Genomic DNA, 22,618 nt, shown 5'->3' with positions numbered 1-22,618 from the left:
GGTCGCACGTGCGCCCGTCCGGGCGCAGCATGGAAGGCGGAAAGTCGTGCCGATCGGCCTGGGCCTGGCCAGCGGGCGTGTCCCGCCCAGGGGCGTACGGGTGAGGAGGCCGGTGATGGCTGATGCGCAGTCCTTCCCGGCCCGTAACGGGGCGAGAGATCCCTCGCTGGTGGCCGGTGGTCTGCTGGACGTGCTCGGGGTGGCCGCGGTCGTGCTGGACGCCGAGGGCCGCATCCGGCTGTGGAGTCCGCAGGCCAAGCGGGTGTACGGATACACCGCCGAGGAGGCCCTCGGGCAGCACGCCGCGAAGCTCCTGGTGGAGAAGAAGCACCGCGACGTGGTGCTGGAGCTGTTCGCCCAGGTGATGTCCGGCGAGGGCACCTGGGCGGGGGTGTTTCCCGTCCGGCACAAGGACGGCAGCACGCTGCTGGTGGAGTTCCGCAACGTACGCCTCGAAGCCGACAACGGCCGGATGTTCGCGCTGGGGCTGGCCTCCGAGCAGGCAACGCTGCGCCGGGTGGAGCGCGATCTGGCGCTGTCGCTGCGGCTCGTGGACCAGTCGCCCATCGGCCTGGCGGTCCTCAACACCGACCTGCGGTACGTCCTGGTGAACCCGGCGCTGGAGCGCATCAACGGCGTCCCGGCCGAGGAGCATCTGGGGCGCAGGATCGTCGACGTACTGCCGTTTCTGGACGGGACGACCGTCGAGACGCGGATGCGGGAGGTGATGGCGAGCGGGCAACCGGTGCTCGACGAGTTCACCACCGGCCGCACCGCCGCCGACCCCGAGCGCGATCACGCCTGGCTGGTGTCGGTGTACCGGCTCGACGACCAGGCGGGCCACGTCCTCGGCATCGCGGTGTCCGTCGTCGATGTGACCGAGCAGCACGAGGCGGCCGTCTCCGCCGCCCAGGCCCGGCGCCGGCTGTCGCTGATCGCGGACGCGTCGGTCCGCATCGGTACCACCCTCGACCTGGGGGTCACGGCCCGCGAGCTGGCCGACGTCGCCGTCCCGGAGGTGGCCGACATCGCGGCCGTCGACGTCCTCGACACCGTCCTGGCCGGCCCCCGGCCGGGGGAGGCGGACGGCGGCGCCGTGCGCTTCCGCGCGCTCGCCCTCAACGCCGCCTACCCGACCCCGGCCACCAAGGCCGCCGACCCGGTCGGCGACGTCACCATGTACGGCCCCACCCGGCTGGTCACCCAGTGCGCGCGCACCGGCCGCCCCGTCCTCGTCCCGAAGGTGCGCCCCGAAGACCTGCCGCGCATCGCCCGCAACGAGGACGCCGTCCACCTCCTCGCCGCCGCCGGAGTCCACTCCTACCTGGCCGTCCCCCTCATCGCCCGGGGCCAGGTGCTCGGGGCGCTCGACCTCAAACGGGCCCGCAACCCCGCCCCGTTCAGCAAGGACGACGTCCTGCTCGCCACCGAACTCGCCGCCCGCGCGGCGGTGTCCATCGACAACGCCCGCTGGTACCAGCGCCAGCGCGAGACCGCCCTCACGCTCCAACGCCACCTGTTGCCCCAACGCCCCGTCGCCCCGCCCGGACTCGACATCGCCTACCGCTACCAGCCGGCCGCCGCCGACGACGAGACCGGCGGCGACTGGTTCGATGTCATCGCCCTCAGCGGCGACCGTACGGCCCTCGTCGTCGGCGATGTGATGGGCAGCGGCATCAACGCCGCCGCCACCATGGGCCAACTGCGCGCCACGGCCCGCGCCCTGGCCCGGCTCGACCTGGACCCCGCCACCGTACTGACCCATCTGGACGCCGCCACCGCCGACCTGGGCGATGCGACGGCGACGTGTGTGTACGCGCTCTACGACCCCCACACGCACCTGTGCCACATCGCCGTCGCCGGTCACCCGCCGCCGGTGCACCTGCGGCCCGGCCGGCCGCCCCGGCTCCTGGACCTGCCCACCGGGGCGCCCCTGGGCGTGGGCGGCGTCCCGTTCTCGACCACCGCCGTCACCCTGGACCCGGGCGACGACCTCGTCCTGTACACCGACGGCCTGATCGAGACCCGCGACCAGGACATCGACACCCGCCTGGCGACCCTCACCGATCTGCTGACCGGCCCCAGCCGCCCGCTGGAGGACGCCTGCGACTTCCTGCTCGCCGCCCTGCGCCGCCCCGACACCCACGACGACGTGGCCCTGCTCATCGCCCGAGCCCACGCGCTCGCCGCCCCCTGACCGGGCGCCCGCGCCTCACATCCGCGTGCCGAAGTCCTGGGTCCACCAGGGGCCCCCGGCGCCGTTGTGGATCCCGACCCCCAGCTCCTTGAAGGCGCAGTTGAGGATGTTCGCTCGGTGCCCGGGGCTGTTCATCCAGGAGTTCATGACATCGGCCGGGGTCTGCTGGCCGCGGGCGATGTTCTCGCCGTAGGTGGACCACTGGTAGTCGGCGGCGTGGATGCGCTCGCCCGGGCCCGCCCCGCTCGGGTCGGTGTGGTCGAAGAAACCCTGTGCGGCCATGTTGTCGGAGTGGCGCTGTGCGGCCGTGGCGAGCTGGGAGTTGTCCGTCACGGGACCGCAGCCGTTCCTGGCCCGCTCGGTGTTGACCAGCGCGATCACCTGCTCGGCGGCCGACCCGTGCTTGGCGAGGGAGTTCGGCACGCCGGGGGAGCGGGGTGCGGGAGTCTGGGCGGCGGCGCTGTGCGGGGCCGGGCTGTGCGCGGTCGGCTTCGACGAGGCGGCCGAGCGGCTCGCCGACGGCGATGAACTCGGCTTGGGGGAGGCCGATTTGGTGGTGCGTGAGGGTGTCGGCGCGGTGGCGGTGGCGCCGTCGGGGCTCGCCGCCGTGACAGTGGCGTCGGCCGGGGCGTCCGCGACGGTGTGACCGGGCCCGGCCGGATCGGTCGAGAGGTGGATGACCACGACCAGGCCGCCTATCGCGGTGGCACCCGCCAGCACGGCGGCGGCCCGGCGGCGCCGCCTGGCACGGTCCCGGTCGCGGCGGAGCTCGCCCCGGGTCGCCGCCTCGGCCTGCCCGGCGCGCCCGCCCCGGCCACGGGGCGCCTGCCGGTGGCGGCCGAGCGCCTGCGGTCGTACGGGCTCCGCCGGGCCCGCTTCGGCGTGCGGCACCTCGGCGTACGCCAGGGGCGCGGTACCGGCACCCCGGTGCGCGGCCAGGGCCGCGAACAGACCGGCCGCCGAAGCCACCGGCACCAGGGTGAGCCCCGCCAGCAGGCCCTCGGGCGGCACGAGTCCGCTGCCGAGGCCCGAGCAGGCCGGGCACCCGCGGGTGTGCCGGGTGATGCGCTTGCGCCACAGGGCGGAGGGCACGCCGTCCCAGAGCGAGAGCAGGCCGGTGAGTTCGTGACAGCGCGGGGCGACCGCGAGGGTACGGACCACCTGGCGCGATGCGTCGAGCCGCTCCTTCATGCGCTGGACGCGTACGGCCGTGTGCTGCGGGGACAGTTCGAGCGACGCGGCCACCTCGGCGCGGGTCAGGCAGCCCGCCGTCTCCAGCCACCACAGCGAGAGCAGCCCCCGGTCCTCGGGCTCCAGCCAGCGGGTCGCCTCGGCGGTCTCCCTGCGCTGCCCGGAGAGCCCGAGCCGCAGGATCGTGAGGTCGACGAAGTCGGCGCCGGGATCCGGCAGGTCGCTCGTCTCCGGAAGCGCGCCGCCGTCCGGCCGGGTGCGGGCGCGCTGCCAGTACTGGCGCAGCTGGTTCATGGTGATGGCCACCACCCACGACCGGAAGCTGCCCGGATCCCGCAGGCCCGGCAGGCCGTCGAGCATCCGCAGCACGCTCTCCTGGACCACGTCGTCGACGTCGGCGTGACCGTTCAGCGCCCGCCCGACGATGTTGTACACCAGCGGCAGGCAGGCCGCGACGAGCTCGTCCTGGGCCTGCTGGTCACCGGCTCGCGCCGCCGCGACCGTCGCCGTCCCGTACTCCATGTTCACGCCTCGTCCACTCTCCCGGGCCCCGGTGGTTTCCGGGCTCCAACCGACTGCTTCTCCACCGTGGGAGATCGGCGGGGGACGGGCGGATAACGAAAAGGCGGAAGACTTTTTTCCGTTCGGGTCCCGTCACACGGTGTCACGGCGGAGTTCACTGCCACGCGTCACGCCGTCCGCTGCCCGAGCAGGGCGAGGCCCATGCCGCTGGCCGTGTAGTGGACTTCTCGCCGGTAGCGGTGGCTGGTGACCAGACCGGCGTCGCGCAGTACGGCGAGGTGCTGCGACACCGCGCCGAGGCTGAGGCCCGTACGCGCGGCCAGTTGTGTCGTGGTGGCCGGTGAGCTCGTATCGGCGAGCACCCGGGCGCGGCTGCGGCCGAGCAGCCGGGCCAGGCCCTCGTCGGCGGACCCGCGCCGCTCCCACAGGGTGCCCACGGCGCGCGCGGGGTACAGGACGCAGGGAGGTGTGGCGCCCCGGCCGGGCAGAAGCCGGCAGCGGGTGGCGAACGCGGTGGGCACCAGGGTGATCCCGCCTCCGTCGAGCCCCAGTTCGCCCGGCGGCAGATCCACCGACACCAGGCGGTCCCGGGACCACCGCAGGGTGGGGTGGAGGTGGGCGAAGACCTCCTGGATGCCGTCCTCGGCCAGGTGGCGGGTGCGGTGGACGACATCCGCCTCCAGCACGGCACGGATGTGCGGCCAGTGGGGCTGTACGGCGGCGTGCCACCAGGCGAGCACCGCGTCGCCCACCTCGCGGGGCGCCCCGGCGGCTGCCAGCTCCTCCTCGATCTCGGCGAGCGGGCACCGTGGGGGAGGGGTGTCGAAACCGGCGAGTGCGGTACGCAACGGCTCGATGTGCCGGGCCAGTTCACGGTCCTGGCGCAGGGCCACCGCCTTCTTGATCCACGGCAGATGAACGGCGTGCCGCCCCGGGTCCTCCGAGGCCCGCAGGCTCGCCACCGTCTCCCACAACGGTGATATCGCGAACCGCAGGTTGACCAGATCGTCCACCCCGAACCGCACCGCTCCCATGTCCCGCGCCCCCGATCACCCCACGACGTTTTCGGTCAGACTAAAACAATGGCCCGGCCGCCCCGACGGTGGTGGAGTGCGCGATCATGACGCTCTCCTGCTCCACGGACCCGAACCCGGAAACGGACCCGACGCCGGACACGGACCCGACCCTGGACACCGGCCCGACCCCGGACACGGAACCCGGCCCGACCCCGGGCCCGGACACCACCCCCGCGCGGCCTCGCGCCCTGCTCCGTGACGCCGACTTCCGCAGACTCTGGACCGCCGACACCGTCAGCCAGGCCGGTACGGCCGTCACCGTCCTCGCCCTGCCCCTCATCGCCATCGGCGCCCTCGACGCGACCCCCTTCCAGGCCGGTCTGCTGGTCACGTTCGAGTACCTCGGCTTCCTGCTCCTGGGACTGCCCGCCGGGGCGTGGGTGGACCGGGCGCGCCGCCGCCGGGTGATGGTCGCGGGCGACGTGGGCCGCGCCGTGCTCCTCGCCTCGGTCCCCGTCGCGAGCTCACTGGGCATGCTGGGTCTGCCCCAGCTGTACGTGGTGGCCTTCGGCATGTCCGTGTGCACCGTGTTCTTCGACGTGGCCGCCCAGAGCCACCTTCCCCAACTCGTCGACGGCACCCGGCTGATGGAGGCCAACGTCAAGCTGGAGGCCAGTCGCACACTCACCCAGGCCGCCGGTCCCGGCGCCGGAGGCGCGCTCATCGGCGTGCTGACCGCGCCCCTCGCCGTCGCGGTGGATGCCGTCAGCTACCTCGCCTCCGCGCTCCTCCTCACCCGCGTCCGCCGCCCCGACGCGGCCCCGCCCGCGTCGACGACGCAGCCGAACCTGCGGGCCGAGATCACCCAAGGTCTGCGTTTCCTCTTCACACACCCGACGCTCCGGGCACTCACGCTCACCTCGGCGGTCTCCAACCTCTGCGGCACGATCGGCGCGTCCATGCTCCTCGTGCTGCTCGCGGGCGACCTCGGCCTCTCACCCTTCGTGTGCGGCCTGGTCTTCACCGCGGAGGCGGTCGGCGGCTTCCTCGGCAGTCTGCTCACCACGAGGATCGCCGCCCGCCTCGGCCAGGGACCGGCGATGTGTGTGTCCGTACTGACCAGTGGGGTGCTCTGGCTGCTCGCGCTCCCCTTCTACCAGGCCGACTGGCGCTTCGCGCTCGCCGTCGCGCTCCAGGGCCTCGGCTGGACGGCGTTCATGACCTTCAAGATCACCTCAGTGGCCCTGCGCCAGCACCTCTGCCCGCCACCGCTGCTCGGCCGTATCACGGCGACGTTCCGCTTCGTGGTGTGGGGCTCCATGCCGATCGGCGCACTCCTGGGCGGCGCCCTGGGCGAGCACTTCGGCGCCCGGACGGCGCTGTGGGTGGGAGCGCTGGGCGAACTGCTCGCCGTGCTGCCCGTCTTCCTCGCCACGGTCCGGGGCAGTGGCCGGGCCGGAACCCGTCCCTGCCCGCGCCCGCCCCATTGACGGTGTGCTGCCGCCCGGCCTGGAGGCGGTACAGGGGCATGGGGCTCGGCGGACAGGGTGCTGTCCGCCGGGCTCCATGCGGCTGATGCCGTACGGCGAGAAAGTCATCGGCCCGATCCAACCCCGGCGGATGAGAAGTGTCAGGCCTTCACGGGAACGGTGTCGGCGGTGGGCGTCCCCGCCGCCTCGGGGGCCGTCTGGTCGGTGCGGGCGGTGTAGAAGACGGAACCTTGCTTGCGCTCCCGCTCCAGCTCGCCCTTGGCGACGAGCGCTTCGAGGGTGTTGCGGACGACCTGGGGGCTGGTCGTGCGGTCGGGGTGAGCGGTTGTCAGTTCGGTGAGGATGTCGGCGACGGTGCGCGGCTCCTGGTGTCCGGCGAAGAGGCCGAGGACGACTTCGCGCAGGGTGGGGCCGGAGGTGTCGGCCTTGGCGCGGGAGGCGGTCTTCGCCGGGGCCGTGTTCTTGCGCGGGGTGCGCGCGGGCTTGGCCACGGTCTTGCCCGCGGGCTTGGCTGCGGTCTTGCCCGCGGGCTTGACCTCCGTCTTGACCTCGGTCTTCTTCGACCGGGGGGTGGGCACCTTGGCCGGTGCTGCGGTCTTCGCGGGAGCGGTCTTCGCGGGGACGCGTGCGGTGTCACGCTTGCTCGCGGTGGCGGTCGTGGCGGCCGCCGCGGCGGCGCCGGTGAGGGTGTGGTGCATGGTCTGCAGCAGACCGTGGTCCCGCTCCAGGGCTTCGAGTTGGTCCTTGAGCGTGTCGAGTTCGGCGCGGATGCGCGACTGGTCCTGCTGGTTGGCTTCCAGATCGGCGGTGACCCGCGCCGCGTACTGGTCCTTGAGTGTGGTGGTGTCCGGCTCGTCCGCCATGGGAGTTCGCTTTCCTCGTGCTGGATGGTGCCGCCGGATGCCGGCCCTTGCTGCGGGCACAGCACAGGCGAGTACGCAAAAGATACACACCTCACCCAAACAACCGCAGCCTGTCTGAATCCCCTGCACACTAAAGAGTTGATGAGAGAAACCCCCCGTGTCCTACGACCGGCGCGGTAGGTGTGCCGCGGTGGCCTACCGCGAAAGTTCACCCCGGGATGAAACCGCTGCCTGATGTCCCGTCAACTGCGCCCGCCTACTGTGCGGGTGCCGGAATTCGGACGGGAAGTCGGACGCGGAAACGGGAGACGACATGAATGCTGTCAACGGACGTCGGGTGTCGGTCGCGCTGAGCGCGGTCGCGCTGATGGTGGGGAGCCTGCTCGGCGCGACCGCGGCACAGGCCGAGCCGGGCGTCGCCAACATCGATACGGGCTCGGGGAACAAGGCCGGGATCAAGTGCGTCCAGCGCGCCTTCAACGCGTACGCGGGGACCGAACTGGCCGTGGACGGTGTCTACGGCAAGAGCACCAAGACGGCCGTGGTGAACTTCCAGCGCTTCTGGCACCTTCCCGTCGACGGGATCGTGGGTCCCAGGACCGGCGGCACGATCGAGTTCATGGTGGCCCAGAACAACGGCGGCAACGACGTGTGGCGGAGCAATGGATGCCGGGTGGTGGTCCCGACCACGAACTGACCGGGCCGCGCCGGCGCGGGTGTCGCCGCCGGTGCCGCCGGTCGTGCCGCGTGGGGGTGTGATCGGCATCACGAGCATGGCCCCGCCACCCCTGGGCATCCGCACTCCAGGCCCCGTCGCGTCCCCCGTCGCGACGGGGCCACCCCCGCCCCCGTACCCTGTGCGGTCCGGCCCGGCGGCGGGTGAGGCAGCCCTTCGTGAAAGCGAGGGGGATTGACCGATGGGAACCCTGGGCAAGTGCGCAGGGGGTGAGTGCGGGCGGTTCCGCATGTAGGACGGGGGCAGTGAGGTGAGTGAGGAGACGGCTCCTACATGGAGGACCGGACTCGTGCCGGTCGACGCCGCGGAGGCGCGCAGGCGGGTGAAGGTGCTGCTGGGCGCCGCGCTGGGCAGCTCGCTGTCGACGCAGGACCCGGTGGTCGCGGACGCGCTGCTGGTGACGTCGGAGCTGGTGACGAACGCCCTGCGGCACGCGGGCGGCGTCACCGCGTTCGAGGCGATGGCGGACCGTGTGGGGCTGCGGCTGGTGGTCGAGGACGCGAGCCCCGGGCTGCCCTCGACGAAGGAGCCGAGCGGCGACTTCACCCCCGGCGGCTACGGATGGCCGATGATCTGCCGCCTGGCGACCAGCGTGACCGTCAGCCTGCTGCCCTCCGGAGGCAAGCGCATCCAGGTCTTCCTGCCGCTGTAGTCGCGGCGGCGCGAGGGCACGGGAACCTCCGCGACGGGCTCACGCGGACTTGGTCGCCAGATCCCGCTCGTGCGGCGCCGTACCGTCGCGGTCGCGCCACGGGAGCAGCAGCGGGGTCGCCAGGAGAAGGACACCGGCGACCGCGAGAGCCGTGCGCGGCCCGGCGGCACCGGCCAGCAGACCCCACAGGCCGGTCAGGGCGGCGATCGTGGCGCTGCTGGTGACCGACCACGCGGAGAGCGTGCGGGCGACCCGGTCGTTCTCCGTCCGGGCGAGCCGGTAGGTGGCGAACACCGGGTTGAACACGCCCGAGCAGGCGATCAGCCCGAACTCGACGGCGATGACGAGCATCAGGCCGGGGATTCCGGGCCGGATGAACGCGAGAGCGAACGACCAGCACGCCCGCAGGGTCCCGGCGGCGAGCATCACCTTGCGCTGCCCGAACCGCGTGACGAGCGGGCCGGCCAGCCGCGAGCCGAGGAGCCCGCCGAGGCAGGCCGTGCCGAACGCGAGGCCGTACTGCCAGGGCGCGAAACCGAGGTCACCGAGCATGAGCGCGGCGAGCACCGGCGCGGTGGCCATGATCAGGCCGTTGTTCAGGACCGTGTTGAAGAAGAGCGTGCGCAGTGCCCGGTGGGCCAGGATGTACCGCCACCCTTCCAGCAGGTCACCGGCCCGCGGTCGCGTCGCGCCGGTCCGTACGGGCTGCGGCTCCTTCCCGCCGATCGCGCGGATCCCCGCCGCGGACAGCAGAAAGCTGACGGCGTTGGCCAGCACGGTCGTCACCGGACCGAGAACTCCGATCGCGACGCCGCCGAGGGGCGGGCCGAGCACGGAGGCGGTCCAGGTGGTGGACTCGAAGCGGCTGTTCGCGACGAGCAGGTCCTCCGGCCGTACGAGCGACTTGAGGCAGGCTCCGGCGGCGGCCTTGAAGGTGATGTCGGACGCGGCGACGACCACGGACACCGCCAGGAGCTGGACGAAGCCCAGCAGGCCGAGGGCGTACGCGACGGGGACGCTCAGCAGCGCAGCGAACCGGACGAGGTCCATGGCGACCATCACCGGCCGCTTGCGGCGGAACTCCACCCACGGGCCGAGCGGCATCGCGACCGCCGCGCCCACCGCGAGCCCCGCGGCCGCCAGCGCCGACACCCGGGCGGGCCCGGCGTGCAGGACGATGATCGCGATCAGCGGGAACGCGTCGAACGCCAGCCAGGTGCCGAGCGTACTGGCCCCGTAGGCCGCCCACAGCCACCCGAACCCGCGCCCGAGCGCTCTGCTGCCTGCCATGCCCGGCGTACTCCTCGCTGTCCTGCCCAAAGGCCCGGAACGGCCTCGCTTCGACCAGCGAGATCAAAGCGGGCCGCACCTCTCCGGGTCAAACAGCCGGTCGGTTCCGGCCACGACGCCGAGGCCGTCGGGGCGGTCGCGGGGCGAGGCGGAGGCGCGTCAGGCGGTGTCGGTGGCGACGCCCATGCCGGTCCGGAGCTTGGTGAGGATCCGGCGCAGAATGCGCGAGACCTGCATCTGGGAGACGCCGAGGGTCTCACCGATCTCCGCCTGGGTGCGCTCCTCCACGAAGCGCAGATGCACGACGAGCCGCTCGCGCTCGGTCAGCGTGTCCATGGCGGGCGCGAGGGCCTGGAAGTCCTCCACGAGCTCCATGCCCGGGTCCTCCCAGCCGATGACGTCCGCGAGCGCCGCCTCCCCCTCCTCCTCGTTGCCGGACAGGGCGGCGTCGAGGGACGAGGAGTGGTAGCCGTTGGCGGCCAGCTGGGCCTCCAGGACCTCCTCCTCGCTGATGTCCATCAGCGCCGCCAGCTCCTTGACGGTGGGGGAGCGGTCGAGGCGGCTCTCCAGCTCGGCGCGGGCCTTGCCCAGCTCCGTCCGGCGCTCCTGCAGGCGGCGCGGGACGTGTACGGCCCAGGTGGTGTCGCGGAAGAAGCGCTTCATCTCGCCCACGACGTAAGGCACGGCGAACGTGGCGAACTGCGTCTCGCGCGACAGCTCGAACCGGTCGATGGCCTTGATCAGTCCGATCATGCCCACCTGGACGACGTCCTCGATCTCGTCCGCGTACTGGCGAAAGCGCCGGGCGGCGAAGCGCACCAGCGACATGTTCATCTCGATGAGGGTGTTGCGCGCGTACTGGTAGGCGGGGGTCCCCTCCTCCAACACCGCGAGCTGCTCGAAGAAGAGGCGTGACAACTCCCGGGCGTCACGCGGCGCGAGCTTGTCGGGGCACTCCACCAGTGGCAGTTCCGGGGCCACCTGGCTCCGCTGCCCCACCATGGTGCTGACCTCGACCGTCGTCGTCATGATCTCTCCCTGGATCGACCTGTACAGCTTCCAACGCGTTCCAACGCGAAGAGCGTGTACCCACGAACTCACTTCGCACACGGTCCCGTTCCGAAGCGGCCGAAATGCTGTTGAGAGGTGTGCCCGCCGTCGGAGAGGATCGCGGGCATGTTCTCGCGCAAGCACCGCCGTCCGGAGTCCGCCGAACTCCTCAAGGCGTGGGAATGCCTGGACAACGGTGACATACCCGGCGCCGTGCGGCTGCTCAGGAGCGCCGGGGAGGATCTGCCGCCGGGCGAAGTGGCGCTCGTGGCCGGCCGCGCCGCCAAGGCGGCCGGTTTCGACGACCTCGACCGGGCCGCGAAGGCGGTGGCGGCACGCCCCGACGACGACCGGGCCCTGTACGACTTCGGGTACGCCTGCATCGAGCGCGGCCTCTCCTTCCTCGCCGTACCCGCCCTGCGCGAGGTGCTGACCCGCAACCCAGGCGCCCTGCGGGTGATGCGCGAGCTGGTGGCCGCGTACGAGAGGGAGAACCGGCACGGCGAGGCCGTCGAGCTGCTCGCGCGGCACGAGAGCGGCTTCGCGGACTGGCCCGACCGCTATCTGCTGGTCTTCAACGCCGTCATGGCGGGCGACCTGGCCCTGGCGAACCGCCAGCACGCCCTGCTGCCCGACCCGGAGGACCCGATGTGGCTGCCCGCGCTCCAGCGCCAGCGCCGCACGCTGGAGCGCGCCGCGAGCGCCGGTCCGGTCAGCGCCCTCGACCGCACCGATCTGCGCGGATGGCAGTTCGTCATGGGCGGTACCGTGCTGGGCACGCTCTCGCCGTTCGGTTTCGGCGCCGGGATGAACGGCCGGTACGCCTGGCTGCAGGACTCGTACGACCAGTGCCTCCAGGGGCTGCTGCGGCTGAAGAGCCTGCTCGACGCCGCCGGGGTGCGGCCGCGCTCGGTGTCGCTGCTGCCCGACCGGAGCAGCCGGATCCTCGGCCTGGCCGCCGCCGACGTCCTGGGCCTCCCGGCCGAGCCCTTCGCGCCGGGGCGCGAGGACACCGTGGTGATCGCGTACGACCTGAACGAGCTCGCGGCGGCCGACGAGGGCCCCGAGATCCTCGGGCAGCTGCAGGAGCGGGTCCCGGGGCAGGTCCTCCACGAGCACGCGAGCAGCTGGACCGACCCGCCGGTGATCACCGCCGACAGCGTCGCGCTGCTGCACCAGGCGGTGGTCGCGCCCTGGGACGGGCAGCTGCGTGCGGGCACGGACGGCGAGGCGGAGCGGACCGAGGCCGACGAGCGCCCTGAGGCGCTGATCGCCGCCGAGATCGTCGGCGCCGACCCGTCCGCAGCCGAGGGAGACGGTGAGTCGCCCGCGGACCCGGACGGGCGCTTCACCGAGTTCGTCGCGGCCGTACGGGACACCTGGCTCCAGGGCGAGCGCACGGGGCTGAAGTCGACCGGCCCGGTGCCCAGCAACAAGTTCGCGTGACGCCCGACGGTCATCCGACGCCCCACGCGAGCTTCACGTGCGCGTGACTCCCGGCGCGGGTGCCGCCCAGTCGCTCAGAACTTGCGCCAGCGCGCCATCGCGAAGGAGAACAGCCCGAAGAGCGCGAGCCCCGCTGCCACCGCGACGAGCAGCCAGGGGCCAGCCGGGGTGTGGGCGAAGGAGCGCAGGGTGTCGTCCATGCCCTTGGCCCGGCGCGGGTCGAACCCGGCCGCCGCCCACAGGGCGAAACCGCCGGCCGCGGCGAAGACGGCGCCCCGCGACACCCCGCCGGCCACACCCGTGCAGTCCACGGCCAGGCGGGTACGCCGGGACATCTCGGTGAGCCGCATCCGGTCGTGGTACGCGCGCAGCGCCGCCCGGACCGCGATCCACACCCCGGCCCCGGCCGCGACGACCCCGGCCGCGCCGACCATCCACCGCCCGCCCGGCAGGTCGAGCAGCCGGGCCGTGAGGTCCTGGGAGGTGCGGTCGCTGGAGCCGCCCTCGCTCCGGCGGTCACCGAGCGCGTACGTCGACACGGTGTACGCGACGAAGCCGTAGAAGAGGCAGCGCGCCCCGGAGAGCAGGCGCTTGCGCGCCTTGTGACCGTCGGCTCCGGCGGCGCCGAAGAGCGCCTCGGACAGCCGCCACAGGGCCATGCCGGCCAGCCCGACCGTCAGCGCCCACAGGGCGGGCGTGCCCAGCGGCTGGTGGGCGATCTGCGCCAAGGCCCCGTCCCGGTCGGCCTGCCGGCCGCGATCGCTGCCCGCGGCGACCCGGGCCGCGAGCATCCCCACCAGCAAGTAGATGGCGCCGCGCGCCACGAATCCGGCCCGCGCGGCCCCTTCGACCACCGGCCCCCGAGCCGCCCGCCGCGCCTGGGCCCGCCCAGGCACCGTCACCGAACCCACGTCCACGGCACCTCCCGGAGTGCGGGTGCCCCGGCCCGCCGCGCGCAACCCCGCCGCCGCCCGGACGCGCGCGGCTCGGGCGGTGATGTCCGGCATGGTCAAGAACGCCAGAAGGGGCTTGTCGGGGCATACGGTCATAAAATGCTGTTACCGACCAGTCCGCTTCCGAGGGGAGGCCTCGATGCGAGCGACCGAGGGTGACCAGCTGGTGCAGCACGGCAGGGTCGTGGGCCAGCACGACAGGATGGGCGAGATCGTCCAGGTGCTGGGGGAGAACGGCACACCGCCCTATCGCGTCCGCTTCCCGGACGGCCATGAGTCGATCATGGCGCCGGGTCCCGACTGCGCGGTTCAGCACACGGGGGAGCCGAGAGAGGAGAAGCGGTAGCCGGGGCTTCGGGTGGTGTCCTGAATCGCCCCCGGCAAAGCCCACTTGAAGGATCTTCTCGTACGCCCGTTCCCCCACTCGGGAACCTTTCCGTGGAGGAACATGTCATCCATGGGAAGGTGTCGACCTCCCTGGCGTGACGGGTGGGCGCCAGGGGTGGACGAGAGAAGGGGGCGCGCCGGTGGGCAGGGAGCATGGTGTCGATCCGAGTGGCAGTGGGGCGGAGCCGCTCGCGCCGGACGACCCTCGCCAGACCGGCTCCTCCCCACTCGTCGGAAGGCTCGGTACCGGCGGCATGGGGCGGGGTGTACCTCGGTGTTGCGTCGGGCCGTTACACCGCCGTCAAGTGCACGGCGTGCAGGGCGGACGCGGCGTCCCCCATCGGAGGGAGCGCGCCGGGGGAGGGTCCCCGGCGTGACTGATTCCACCCTCTGGATCTCGTCGTTGACCGCGGGGACGGCCGTGCTCGCCAGCTGGGTCACCAGCCGCGGCACGGCCCGCGCGGCCCAGATCCAGGCCGCCGCCACCGAGCGGACCCAGCGCACCATCCGGATCAGCGAGGCGCGGCGGTCGGCCTATGTGAGCCTGATCGAGCAGGCGCACAAGATGGCGGAGCTGTACTGGACGGTGTCGGACATCCACAAGTCGGGCGGCAGCCGCGCCGAACAGCTGCCCGCCCTGAAGGAGGTGCAGGCCAGCCTCAGGGTGGAGTACGGCAGGCTCCGCCACTTCATATGGGTGATCAACCTGGAGGGCCCGGACAACGTGGCCGCGGCCGCCGAGACCCTCAGGCTCTCGACCCGGCCTCCGCACCGGGCACTTGGCGCGTCCATCGCGGGCGAACCGGACGCCATCGCGCTGTTCGACCAGTGTTACGACCCCTTCTGGGAGTCGGTCCTGGCTTTCGTCTCCGCCGCTCGCACGGCGGTGCACGACCTGTAGGCCCGTCGGTGGTCGCGCGGACCGTCGGCGGTTGTTCTTGAATGGTCGCTCATGTATGTTTTCCTCATGCCCCGACCCCGAGAGTTCGAGCCCGACACCGTCCTGAACGCGGCCATGCTGCGGTTCTGGGAGCGCGGGTACCGGGCCACGTCCGTCGAGGATCTGGTGAAGGCGACCGGAGTCAAGCCGGGCAGCCTCTACCACGCCTTTCCGGGCGGCAAGCACGCCCTGTTCGTGAAGTCGCTGGAGCGATACTCGAAGCTGGTCGTCCCGCAGAAGCTGGGCGAGCTGGAGGCTCCTGGCGCCTCGGTGGCCGAGATCCGCGGCTACTTCGACGGGCTGGTGCGCGATCTCCTCAGCCCCGAGGGCAGGCAGGGCTGTCTGCTCGTCAACACGGCGATCGAGAACGCCGCCGAGGACGACGAGGCGGCGGCGGTCGTCCGCGGTCACCTGGCCCGGCTCGAACGGTGTATGACCCACGCCTTGGAGAACGCCGTCCGCAGGGGGCAGGTACGCGCCTCGCTGGACTGTGCCGGCAGCGCCAAACTGCTGGTCGTCGCCTGCCAGGGGCTGATGGTCGTCGGGAAGGCGAATCCCGACGAGGCGCTCCTGCGGGCCATCGTCGACAACGCCTTCACCGCTCTCGCCTGACAGCGAGGCGTAAGGGGCCGTCATGGGCCACCGTCTGCGGTGGCCCTTTTCTTCGCACCAATAGTTGAATGAATGCTCAAGAATGGAGCTGGGACATGAAGGCCATCGTCATCTCCGCCCACGGCGGCCCCGAGGTGCTCACCCTCACCGAACTGCCCGACCCGGAGCCCGCCGACGGCGAAGTGCTGATCAGGGTCAAGGCGTTCGGGCTCAACCACGCCGAGGCGTACATGCGCAGCGGCGCCTGGGGGAAGGTCGCCGCCGTCCCCGGGATCGAGTGCGCCGGACTGGTGGAGGCAGACCCCTCCGGCCAACTCCCTGCCGGGACCCGGGTGGTGGCGATCCTCGGCGGCATGGGACGCACCCGCAACGGAAGCTACGCGGAGCTGGTGACCGTGCCGGCGACCCATGTGGTGGCCGTGCGCTCGCCGCTGGACTGGGCCGGTCTGGCGGCGGTTCCCGAGGTGTACGCGACGGCGTGGAGCGGCCTGTTCGGCAATCTGGACCTGCGGCCCGGCGAGACCGTCCTGGTGCGGGGAGCGACCTCCTCGCTCGGCCAGGCCGCCGTCAACCTGGCCGTCGACCGCGGCGCGACCGTGCTCGCCACGACCCGGGACGCGCGGCGAGCACCCCTGCTGAAGGAGCTCGGGGCCGCAGACGTGCTCATCGACGACGGTGCGCTGGCCGTCCGGGTCGCGGAGCAGGAGGTGGGCGTCGACGCGGTGTTCGACGTCGTCGGCAACAACGTCCTGCGCGACTCGCTGGCCCTGGTCCGGCCGCGCGGTCGGGTGTGCCAGCTCGGCTTCCTCGGCGGATTCGAGCCGGTGCGCGACTTCGACCCGATCGCGGATCTGCCCAGCGGAGTCCGGCTCAGCTTCTTCGGCAGCGCCTTCGTCCTGGGCACGCCCGCGTTCCCGCTCACCGACGTGCCGTTGGACGAGATCTACGCCAAGGTCGGGGCCGGCGCCCTCCGGGCGCGTCCCACCCGGGTCTTCCGGTTCGACGAGATCGTCGAGGCTCACCGGGCCATGGAGGCCGGAGAAGCCCTCGGAAAGATGGTCGTCACCCTCGACTGACTCCTTTCGAGGCCCCCGTGAGCCGCCGACGGGGCGCGTGCGCACCCCGCCCCCACCCACTGTGACCACGGAAAAGGATGAGACTTGGCGCCTGGCACGTAATACCCTCCCCGGATGCCTCAACTCACCGGTGACGAACCCCTGTCGGGAAAGTCGCGCACGCGGTGGCGCGATCGCGACTTCGGCGTCTTCTGGGCCGCCCAGACCCTCTCCGTCATCGGTGACTCGTTCGCCCTGATCGCCCTGCCGCTGCTGGTGCTGCACGCGACGGGGTCGGTCGCGCAGATGGGGCTGCTGACCGGCGCCGGGGGCGCGGCGGCGGTCGGCGCGGGGGTCTTCGCCGGGGTCGTGGTCGACCGGCTGGACCGCAGGAAGCTGCTGATCGCCTGCGACCTCGCCCGGCTGGTGCTGTACGCGCTGATTCCGCTGGTGTGGGCGTTCGGCCCGCGGATCTGGCTGCTGTACGTGGTCCTTCCGCTGGCCGAGGCCGTCGGGATGCTGTTCTCCGTCACGTACGTCACCGCCGTACGGGCGCTCGTGCCGGGTGACCGCATCACGGAGGCCAACGGCAGGCTCAACGCGACCGCCGCGGCCGCCGGGGTCGTCGGACCGCTGCTCGCGGGCGTGGTGGCGGCCTGGCTGGGCCCGGCGTCGGCCGTCGCCGTGGACGCGGTGAGCTTCGGCGTGTCGGCCGCCTGCCTGAACTTCGTACGGTTCACGGGCCGTACCGACCCGGCCGGTGACGCGGCGCGGGGCACGCGGCGGGAGTCGATGGGCAAGGAGTTCGCCGCCGGGGTGTCGTTCCTGCGGCACCATCCGGTGCTGCGGAGCCTGACCGTCCTGCTGTCGGTCTTCAGCTTTCTCACGCTCGGCCTCAACGACCTGATCATCTATCACCTCAAGCACGACCTCGGCCAGGGCGACGGCGCGGTCGGCACGGTCTTCGCGGTGGGCGCCCTGGGGACGGTCGTGGGCGCGCTCTTCGTCGCCCCGATCCGCCACCGGCTCGGCTTCGGTGCCACCTGGACCGGTGGCGTCGCGGTCTGCGGGCTCGCCCTCGCGGTGATGGGCTCGGTCGGAAGCGTGGCGGGCATCGCGGCCCTGAGCGCCGCGTTCCTCGGCTGCGTCAGCGTGTCGGGGACCTGCTCGATGTCGCTGCGCCAGGAAGTGACCCCGGACCACCTGCTCGGCCGGGTCACCTCGGCCTTCTGGACCATCCACTACTCGGCGGCCCCCGTCGGCGCGGCCGTCCTCACCTGGGCCGCCCAGCGGTACGGCACCGGGTCGGTGTGTCTGGTCGCCGGGGCGTGCTGTGTGCTCACCGCGGTGCTGGCCCTGTTCACCCCAGTCCGGGCGCGCCGCCCCGAACAGGCCGGGGCGGTGGCGGCCGGCGCCGTCCGGGGTGGGTCTGGCCAGGAGTCGGCCCGTAGTGGATCATGCCGGGATGAGTGATCCACTTTCCTCGACGCCGTTCACGGTGGTGCGGTTGGCCGCGTACACGAAGGCGGACCAGAGCGAGATCCTGGGCGAGGGCGACGACCCCTTCGGTGTTGCGGAGGCCGGTCTGACCTGGCTGCCCAAAGAGGACCACTTCGGTGTCCGGCACCAGGGCCGACTGGTGGCGCACGCGGGGCTGCTGCCGCTGCCGGTGTCGACCGGCGGTGTCGACGCACAGGTGATGGGCGTCGGCGGGGTCGCCGTCTCGCCCGCTCTGCGCGGGCACGGCCTGGCGCGGCTGGTCGTGGACGCGGCCCTGGACCACGCGCGCACCAGGGGGCCGCGGCACGCGCTCCTGTTCTGCCGGCCGCAGCTCGTCGCCCTCTACCGGCGGCTCGGCTGGACGCCCCTCCACCGGGACGTGGAAGTGGAACAGCCCGCGGGCCCGGTCGTCATGCCGCTGCGGACCATGTGGATCCCGCTGCATGACGACGAGCCCTGGCCCGAAGGACCGGTGAGGCTGCGCTCCTACCCCATGTGAGATCCGGGGGAGACCCTTGTGAGTGCCGGACAGCAGCGTCAGGTTGTCCGGGGTGCGGGCTTGAGGACGGCGAAGGGGGCGCCGTGCGGGTCGGCGAGCCAGGCGATCCGGCCCACCTCCGGCACGTCCGCCGGAGGCATGAGGACCGAGCCGCCCTTCTCCTGCGCGCGCCCGGCCGTGGCGTCCGCGTCGGCCACCGCGAAGTACGGGATCCACCGCGGCTCCATGCCCCCCTGGGCCGGGGCGAGGCCGCCGAACGAGGCGTCCTGCTGGTCGCCCTCGGAGTGGGACAGCACGGTGTACGTCATGCCGGGCGCCTGCATCTCCTGGGACCGCCAGCCGAACAGCGAGCGGTAGAAGGACAGCGCGGCCGATACGTCCTTGGCATGGAGCTCGGCCCAGCACAGCGCGTCCTCCTGGGACGTCGCCTCCAGCCCCTTCGTGGCGGCGGGCTGCCACACGGAGAACTCGGCGCCGCCGGGGTCGGTGAGGCACGCCATCCGGCCCGCGTCCATGACGTCGAAGGCCTCCACCCGCACGGTCCCGCCGGCCTGCTCGACCGCCTTGGCGGTGGCGTCCGCGTCCGGCGTCTGGAAGTACACCGTCCAGGCCGGGCTCGCGCCCTCCTCGGTGAGCGGGCCCAGGGCGGCGACCGTCTTGCCGTTCTTCTGGAAGAAGCCGTAGCCGCCCGCGTCGGGGCCCGCGGACTGGAAGTCCCACCCGAAGACGCCGGTGTAGAAGTCCGCCGCGGCCGCCGTGTCGGGGCTGCCGAGGTCGAGCCAGTTGGGGGCGCCGGTGACGAAGTCGGTGCTGAGCATGGTTCCGTGCCTGCCTTTCGCGGGTCTGGCCGTGAGGGCGGGGGAGTCCGCGGCCGGGCCGGTGTACTCCCGAGGGCGAACCAGCCCATACGGGATCGTAGTGACAGAGCCGCGCATCGGGCATGCGGAAGGGCGGAACGGGTGACGTCCGGACGGACACGGGCCGGGCCACGCGCGGGCGTGCGGGCCGCGCACCACCGGATGAGGCAGGCCGCGGACTCAGTGACGCGGCGTCGCGCCCCGCCGCTCACCGAAGCGCCACGTCCGTCCTGTCCTGCCGACCTCGCGGCGCCGCCTCTCCCCGAGGTGGTGGAAGCCGCGCCCCAGGCGGCGGCCGAGCAGCAGATAGCCGAGCAGCGCCCCGGACGTGTTGAGCAGCACGTCGTCCACGTCGAACGCGCGCCCCTCGACGAGCGCCCCCTGCGCCAGCTCGATGAAGACCATCACGACGACCGTGTAAAGCAGCACGCGCACCGCCCGCAGCCGTCGGCGCACCAGCACCGGCAGGATCAGCCCGAACGGCACACCAAGCAGCAGGTTGCCGCCGACCTGCCGGCAGGCGGCGAGGAAGGTGTAGTCGTCGGCGTATTCGCGCAGCGAGTGCCCCGGCCGCAGGTTCGAGCCCGCGATGTCACGCGAGGCGGGCGAGGGGGTGAGGGTCAGCTCCGCGAGTACGACGGAGAACGCCACCAGCGCCGCGATCGCCACCACCACGATCAGAATCCGAACGGCCATGACCCGCCTGGCCGTTCGCGCCCGAGCCCGCTCGACTTGAGTGGTCATGCCGTGCGGATTCCCCGTAACGCGGACGGTACGCCCGGCCCCCGCGCCAAGGGGGCGGGTCCGCTCACGCGAGCAGCGTGAGCGCTCCCGGCAGGACGCGGGCGGTGACCGGCAGCACGGCCTCGACCTCGCCGTCCGCCCCGTACGGCAGCGGGCGGTCGGCCTCGATGCGCACTTCGCGGCCGCGCAGGATCTCCACCTGCGGGCGGTGGACATGGCTGCCGTCCTCGAGCTCCCTCATGACGGTGAAGAACAGCCGTCGCGGGGAGTCGTTGAGGATGACCACGTCAAGGAGTCCGTCGTCCACGGCGGCGTCCGGCGCGATGTGCCGACCGAAGCCGTAATAGCCGGAGTTGGCGGCGATGACGGTGTAGCCGCTGCGCTCGTGGACCGTACCGTCGATGGTGACGCGGTAGTGGGCGGTGCGCCAGCCGAGCACCGCGCGCAGGCCGCCCATGTAGTACGAGGCGGCGCCGCGCAGCAGCCGCGAGGCGTTGGCGTGCCGGTTGGCCACCGCGTCGACCCCGGCGTAGACGCTGCCGAGGACGGCGACCTTGTCGTGCACGGCCGATTCCACCTCGATGGCGTCGACCTTCCTGGGGGCGCCGTGCAGCAGGAGTTCGGCCAGCGCGGCGGGCTCGGAGGGGAGCCCGAGTGCGCGGGCGAAGTCGTTGCCGCGCCCGGCCGGCACGATGCCCACCAGGGCGTCGGTGCCGGCCAGGGCGCCCGCCACGCACCCCGCCATGCCGTCGCCGCCGACCCCGAGCACCACGCGGCCCTGCTCGGCGGCCCGGCGGGCCAGCGAACGCGCGTGATCGAGGCCGCGGCTGTACTCGACCTCCAGCTCCGCACCCCCTTCGCGCAGCAGCCGGGCCAGCGGGATCAGGGCGGCGGCGCCCTGTGACCCGCCCGCGGTGGGGTTGACGACGGCCGTGAACTGTCGCATGGCTACGCTCCGATGGGCGACGACGGTGTGCTTTGCGGGCGGGGGACGGACGGGCTGCGCGCGGTCAGGCGCCGGGCAGCGGCGGCAGCAGGATGCCGGGGTTCAGAATGCCTGCCGGGTCGAGCCGGTCCTTGACGGCGTGCAGGACCTCGACGCCGAGCGGGCCGATCTCCCGGGCGTACCAGTCGCGGTGGTCGGTGCCGACGCCGTGGTGGTGGCTGATGGTGCCGCCGGCGGCGAGGATCGCGTCGTTGGCCGCCCGCTTGGCCGGGGCCCAGTGCGCCACCGGGTCCTCGCCCTGGGCGCTGACCACCGTGAAGTAGAGCGAGGCGCCCGCTGGGTAGACGTGCGAGACGTGGCACATCACCAGTGGCGGGGTGCCCGCGTCGTTGAGCGACTGGGTGAGCGCGGTGCGCACGGCCTCGTACAGGGCCGGGATGTCGGACCAGAACGCGGCCGTCTCCAGCGTCTCCGCGAAGGCGCCGGCGTCCAGGAGCGCGTCGCGCAGATAGGGCGCGTTGTAGCGGCCGTGGGCCCAGCCGGTGCCCGGGTCCTCGCCGAGCGGCTCGCCCTGCGCCTCGGTCAGTGCGGCGTCCACACGCGCCTTGCGGTGGGCGACCTCGTCGGCGGTGCCCTCGTACCCGACGATCGCCAGGCAGCCCGCGTCGGAGGAGAGGCCACTGCCGATGGCGTCCGGCTTGGCCAGGCCGATCATGGTCTCGGTCTCGTCGGACAGCCGCAGCACGGTGGGCATCGGGCCGTCCTGGGCGAGCCTGCGCAGGGCCGCGCGGCCCTGGGCGAAGGACGGGAAGCGCCAGCCTTCGTAGACCTTGGCCGCGGCCGTGGGGTGGATCCGTACGGTCACCGAGGTGATGACGCCGAAGGCTCCCTCGGAGCCGAGGACGAGCTGGCGCAGATCCGGTCCGGCGGCCGAGCGCGGGGCCCGGCCCAGGTCCAGGGTGCCGCGCGGAGTGGCCACCTGAAGGGCCGTCACCATGTCGTCGAAGCGCCCGAAGCCCGCGGAGGCCTGGCCGCTGGAGCGGGCGGCCGCGAAGCCACCGACCGTCGCCCACTCGAAGGACTGGGGGAAGTGGCCCAGGGTGTAACCGCGTTCGGCGAGCAGCGCCTCCACCTCGGGGCCGCGCAGACCGGGTTGCAGGGCGGCGGTGCGGGACTCCTCGTCGAGGGCGACCAGGCGGTTCATGCGGCGCAGATCGAGCGCGACGAAGGCGTCGTGGCCCTGGGGGGCGAGTCCGCCGACGACGGAGGTGCCGCCGCCGAAGGGGACAACGGCGACCCGGTGCTCGGTGCAGGCCGCGAGGACGGCCAGGACCTCGTCGTGCCCGTCGGGCAGCACCACGGCGTCCGGCGCGTCGGTGACCTCACCGGCGCGGATGCGCAGCAGGTCGGGGGTGGACTTGCCGCGGGTGTGGCGGACCCGGGTCTCGTCGTCGCCGCGTACGTACGCCTCGCCGACCGCCGCCTCCAGGGCGGCGCGGGCCGCCCCGCTCAGCCGCGAGGGGCCGGGCGCGACGGCCGCGAGGGCCTTCGCCGGGGCGTCCGCCGGGCGCACCCCCAGCAGGTCCCGCAGCAGACCCGTCACTTCTTCGGGCAGTGGCGCCGCCTTGGCCGGATCGCCCCAGCCGCTCCACAGCATGTCCACCGAACCCAC

General features: G+C 72.9%; 21 protein-coding genes. 11 read left to right on the top strand and 10 right to left on the bottom strand.

Features of this window, described 5'->3' with window-relative positions:
* Positions 1 to 115: 115 nt before the first annotated feature.
* Positions 116 to 2,197: a SpoIIE family protein phosphatase gene (locus tag AB0G17_RS12120; protein ID WP_361379642.1), complete on the top strand. Its 2,082-nt coding sequence runs from the start codon at positions 116 to 118 to the stop codon at positions 2,195 to 2,197.
* A gap of 15 nt (positions 2,198 to 2,212) precedes the next feature.
* Here the strand turns inward: AB0G17_RS12120 and AB0G17_RS12115 are convergent, their stop codons facing one another.
* Positions 2,213 to 3,910, bottom strand: coding sequence for a sigma-70 family RNA polymerase sigma factor (locus AB0G17_RS12115; protein WP_361379639.1), 1,698 nt, complete (start codon positions 3,908 to 3,910; stop codon positions 2,213 to 2,215).
* Positions 3,911 to 4,077: 167 nt separating this feature from the next.
* Entirely contained in the window at positions 4,078 to 4,944 is an 867-nt protein-coding gene (locus AB0G17_RS12110) for a helix-turn-helix domain-containing protein (RefSeq protein ID WP_361379636.1), read from the bottom strand.
* An 86-nt stretch (positions 4,945 to 5,030) separates the two neighbouring features.
* Between AB0G17_RS12110 and AB0G17_RS12105 the strand changes: the two genes are divergently transcribed.
* A complete protein-coding gene (locus tag AB0G17_RS12105; RefSeq protein ID WP_361379633.1) occupies positions 5,031 to 6,416 on the top strand; it encodes an MFS transporter in 1,386 nt (461 codons plus the stop codon).
* A 140-nt stretch (positions 6,417 to 6,556) separates the two neighbouring features.
* Here the strand turns inward: AB0G17_RS12105 and AB0G17_RS12100 are convergent, their stop codons facing one another.
* Positions 6,557 to 7,279, bottom strand: coding sequence for a hypothetical protein (locus AB0G17_RS12100; protein WP_361379630.1), 723 nt, complete (start codon positions 7,277 to 7,279; stop codon positions 6,557 to 6,559).
* Between the two features lie 313 nt (positions 7,280 to 7,592).
* Between AB0G17_RS12100 and AB0G17_RS12095 the strand changes: the two genes are divergently transcribed.
* Both AB0G17_RS12095 and AB0G17_RS12090 read left to right on the top strand, forming a co-directional pair.
* On the top strand, positions 7,593 to 7,976 hold the full coding sequence (locus AB0G17_RS12095) for a peptidoglycan-binding domain-containing protein (protein ID WP_361379627.1): 384 nt from the start codon (positions 7,593 to 7,595) through the stop codon (positions 7,974 to 7,976).
* Between the two features lie 328 nt (positions 7,977 to 8,304).
* Positions 8,305 to 8,667, top strand: coding sequence for an ATP-binding protein (locus AB0G17_RS12090; RefSeq protein WP_361379624.1), 363 nt, complete (start codon positions 8,305 to 8,307; stop codon positions 8,665 to 8,667).
* A 39-nt stretch (positions 8,668 to 8,706) separates the two neighbouring features.
* Here the strand turns inward: AB0G17_RS12090 and AB0G17_RS12085 are convergent, their stop codons facing one another.
* Complete coding sequence (locus AB0G17_RS12085; RefSeq protein ID WP_361379621.1) at positions 8,707 to 9,957, bottom strand: MFS transporter; 1,251 nt, start codon at positions 9,955 to 9,957, stop codon at positions 8,707 to 8,709.
* A 159-nt stretch (positions 9,958 to 10,116) separates the two neighbouring features.
* Positions 10,117 to 10,986 (bottom strand): SigB/SigF/SigG family RNA polymerase sigma factor, encoded by an 870-nt coding sequence (locus tag AB0G17_RS12080; protein WP_361379618.1) that lies wholly within the window; start codon positions 10,984 to 10,986, stop codon positions 10,117 to 10,119.
* A gap of 147 nt (positions 10,987 to 11,133) precedes the next feature.
* Here AB0G17_RS12080 and AB0G17_RS12075 point away from each other — a divergent pair, with 147 nt between their 5' ends.
* On the top strand, positions 11,134 to 12,453 hold the full coding sequence (locus AB0G17_RS12075) for a hypothetical protein (protein ID WP_361379615.1): 1,320 nt from the start codon (positions 11,134 to 11,136) through the stop codon (positions 12,451 to 12,453).
* 74 nt (positions 12,454 to 12,527) lie between these two features.
* Here AB0G17_RS12075 and AB0G17_RS12070 read toward each other — a convergent pair whose 3' ends face one another.
* On the bottom strand, positions 12,528 to 13,502 hold the full coding sequence (locus tag AB0G17_RS12070) for a DUF1206 domain-containing protein (protein WP_361379612.1): 975 nt from the start codon (positions 13,500 to 13,502) through the stop codon (positions 12,528 to 12,530).
* Between the two features lie 43 nt (positions 13,503 to 13,545).
* Here AB0G17_RS12070 and AB0G17_RS12065 point away from each other — a divergent pair, with 43 nt between their 5' ends.
* The 6 genes from AB0G17_RS12065 to AB0G17_RS12040 all read left to right on the top strand — a co-directional run bounded on the left by AB0G17_RS12065 (position 13,546) and on the right by AB0G17_RS12040 (position 18,399).
* A complete protein-coding gene (locus AB0G17_RS12065) occupies positions 13,546 to 13,752 on the top strand; it encodes a DUF1918 domain-containing protein (protein ID WP_361379609.1) in 207 nt (68 codons plus the stop codon).
* Between the two features lie 414 nt (positions 13,753 to 14,166).
* Positions 14,167 to 14,694 carry a hypothetical protein gene (locus AB0G17_RS12060; RefSeq protein ID WP_361379606.1) on the top strand — a complete coding sequence of 176 codons (528 nt, stop codon included), beginning with the start codon at positions 14,167 to 14,169 and terminating at the stop codon, positions 14,692 to 14,694.
* 66 nt (positions 14,695 to 14,760) lie between these two features.
* Positions 14,761 to 15,345 carry a helix-turn-helix domain-containing protein gene (locus tag AB0G17_RS12055; protein WP_361379603.1) on the top strand — a complete coding sequence of 195 codons (585 nt, stop codon included), beginning with the start codon at positions 14,761 to 14,763 and terminating at the stop codon, positions 15,343 to 15,345.
* A gap of 95 nt (positions 15,346 to 15,440) precedes the next feature.
* Positions 15,441 to 16,421 (top strand): zinc-binding dehydrogenase, encoded by a 981-nt coding sequence (locus AB0G17_RS12050; RefSeq protein ID WP_361379600.1) that lies wholly within the window; start codon positions 15,441 to 15,443, stop codon positions 16,419 to 16,421.
* Positions 16,422 to 16,535: 114 nt separating this feature from the next.
* Positions 16,536 to 17,873, top strand: coding sequence for an MFS transporter (locus tag AB0G17_RS12045; RefSeq protein ID WP_361379597.1), 1,338 nt, complete (start codon positions 16,536 to 16,538; stop codon positions 17,871 to 17,873).
* Positions 17,866 to 18,399: a GNAT family N-acetyltransferase gene (locus tag AB0G17_RS12040; RefSeq protein WP_361379594.1), complete on the top strand. Its 534-nt coding sequence runs from the start codon at positions 17,866 to 17,868 to the stop codon at positions 18,397 to 18,399. The genes AB0G17_RS12045 and AB0G17_RS12040 overlap by 8 nt, the downstream gene beginning before the upstream one ends.
* A 38-nt stretch (positions 18,400 to 18,437) precedes the next feature.
* Here the strand turns inward: AB0G17_RS12040 and AB0G17_RS12035 are convergent, their stop codons facing one another.
* The 4 genes from AB0G17_RS12035 to AB0G17_RS12020 form a co-directional block, all read right to left on the bottom strand.
* Complete coding sequence (locus AB0G17_RS12035; protein ID WP_361379591.1) at positions 18,438 to 19,217, bottom strand: VOC family protein; 780 nt, start codon at positions 19,215 to 19,217, stop codon at positions 18,438 to 18,440.
* Between the two features lie 219 nt (positions 19,218 to 19,436).
* The gene (locus tag AB0G17_RS12030) at positions 19,437 to 20,000 is read right to left on the bottom strand and encodes a VanZ family protein (RefSeq protein ID WP_361379588.1); all 564 of its coding nucleotides are present in this window, start codon (positions 19,998 to 20,000) and stop codon (positions 19,437 to 19,439) included.
* Between the two features lie 64 nt (positions 20,001 to 20,064).
* Positions 20,065 to 20,946, bottom strand: coding sequence for a YegS/Rv2252/BmrU family lipid kinase (locus tag AB0G17_RS12025; RefSeq protein ID WP_361379585.1), 882 nt, complete (start codon positions 20,944 to 20,946; stop codon positions 20,065 to 20,067).
* 64 nt (positions 20,947 to 21,010) lie between these two features.
* The gene (locus AB0G17_RS12020; protein WP_361379583.1) at positions 21,011 to 22,609 is read right to left on the bottom strand and encodes an FAD-binding oxidoreductase; all 1,599 of its coding nucleotides are present in this window, start codon (positions 22,607 to 22,609) and stop codon (positions 21,011 to 21,013) included.
* Between the last annotated feature and the right edge of the window lie 9 nt (positions 22,610 to 22,618).

The sequence above is a fragment of the Streptomyces sp. NPDC023838 genome, from assembly GCF_040639555.1.
Lineage (GTDB): Bacteria > Actinomycetota > Actinomycetes > Streptomycetales > Streptomycetaceae > Streptomyces.
Note: the sequence above shows the minus strand (reverse complement) of the source record. Positions and strands in the feature narration are given on the sequence as shown.

Bases quoted from the DNA above. Each gene is read 5' to 3' on its own strand.
- AB0G17_RS12120 (WP_361379642.1), top strand. From the start codon at position 116: ATGGCTGATGCGCAGTCCTTCCCGGCCCGTAACGGGGCGAGAGATCCC.
- AB0G17_RS12115 (WP_361379639.1), bottom strand. From the start codon at position 3,910: ATGGAGTACGGGACGGCGACGGTCGCGGCGGCGCGAGCCGGTGACCAG.
- AB0G17_RS12110 (WP_361379636.1), bottom strand. From the start codon at position 4,944: ATGGGAGCGGTGCGGTTCGGGGTGGACGATCTGGTCAACCTGCGGTTC.
- AB0G17_RS12105 (WP_361379633.1), top strand. From the start codon at position 5,031: ATGACGCTCTCCTGCTCCACGGACCCGAACCCGGAAACGGACCCGACG.
- AB0G17_RS12100 (WP_361379630.1), bottom strand. From the start codon at position 7,279: ATGGCGGACGAGCCGGACACCACCACACTCAAGGACCAGTACGCGGCG.
- AB0G17_RS12095 (WP_361379627.1), top strand. From the start codon at position 7,593: ATGAATGCTGTCAACGGACGTCGGGTGTCGGTCGCGCTGAGCGCGGTC.
- AB0G17_RS12085 (WP_361379621.1), bottom strand. From the start codon at position 9,957: ATGGCAGGCAGCAGAGCGCTCGGGCGCGGGTTCGGGTGGCTGTGGGCG.
- AB0G17_RS12080 (WP_361379618.1), bottom strand. From the start codon at position 10,986: ATGACGACGACGGTCGAGGTCAGCACCATGGTGGGGCAGCGGAGCCAG.
- AB0G17_RS12075 (WP_361379615.1), top strand. From the start codon at position 11,134: ATGTTCTCGCGCAAGCACCGCCGTCCGGAGTCCGCCGAACTCCTCAAG.
- AB0G17_RS12070 (WP_361379612.1), bottom strand. From the start codon at position 13,502: ATGACCGTATGCCCCGACAAGCCCCTTCTGGCGTTCTTGACCATGCCG.
- AB0G17_RS12065 (WP_361379609.1), top strand. From the start codon at position 13,546: ATGCGAGCGACCGAGGGTGACCAGCTGGTGCAGCACGGCAGGGTCGTG.
- AB0G17_RS12055 (WP_361379603.1), top strand. From the start codon at position 14,761: ATGCCCCGACCCCGAGAGTTCGAGCCCGACACCGTCCTGAACGCGGCC.
- AB0G17_RS12050 (WP_361379600.1), top strand. From the start codon at position 15,441: ATGAAGGCCATCGTCATCTCCGCCCACGGCGGCCCCGAGGTGCTCACC.
- AB0G17_RS12045 (WP_361379597.1), top strand. From the start codon at position 16,536: ATGCCTCAACTCACCGGTGACGAACCCCTGTCGGGAAAGTCGCGCACG.
- AB0G17_RS12040 (WP_361379594.1), top strand. From the start codon at position 17,866: ATGAGTGATCCACTTTCCTCGACGCCGTTCACGGTGGTGCGGTTGGCC.
- AB0G17_RS12035 (WP_361379591.1), bottom strand. From the start codon at position 19,217: ATGCTCAGCACCGACTTCGTCACCGGCGCCCCCAACTGGCTCGACCTC.
- AB0G17_RS12030 (WP_361379588.1), bottom strand. From the start codon at position 20,000: ATGACCACTCAAGTCGAGCGGGCTCGGGCGCGAACGGCCAGGCGGGTC.
- AB0G17_RS12025 (WP_361379585.1), bottom strand. From the start codon at position 20,946: ATGCGACAGTTCACGGCCGTCGTCAACCCCACCGCGGGCGGGTCACAG.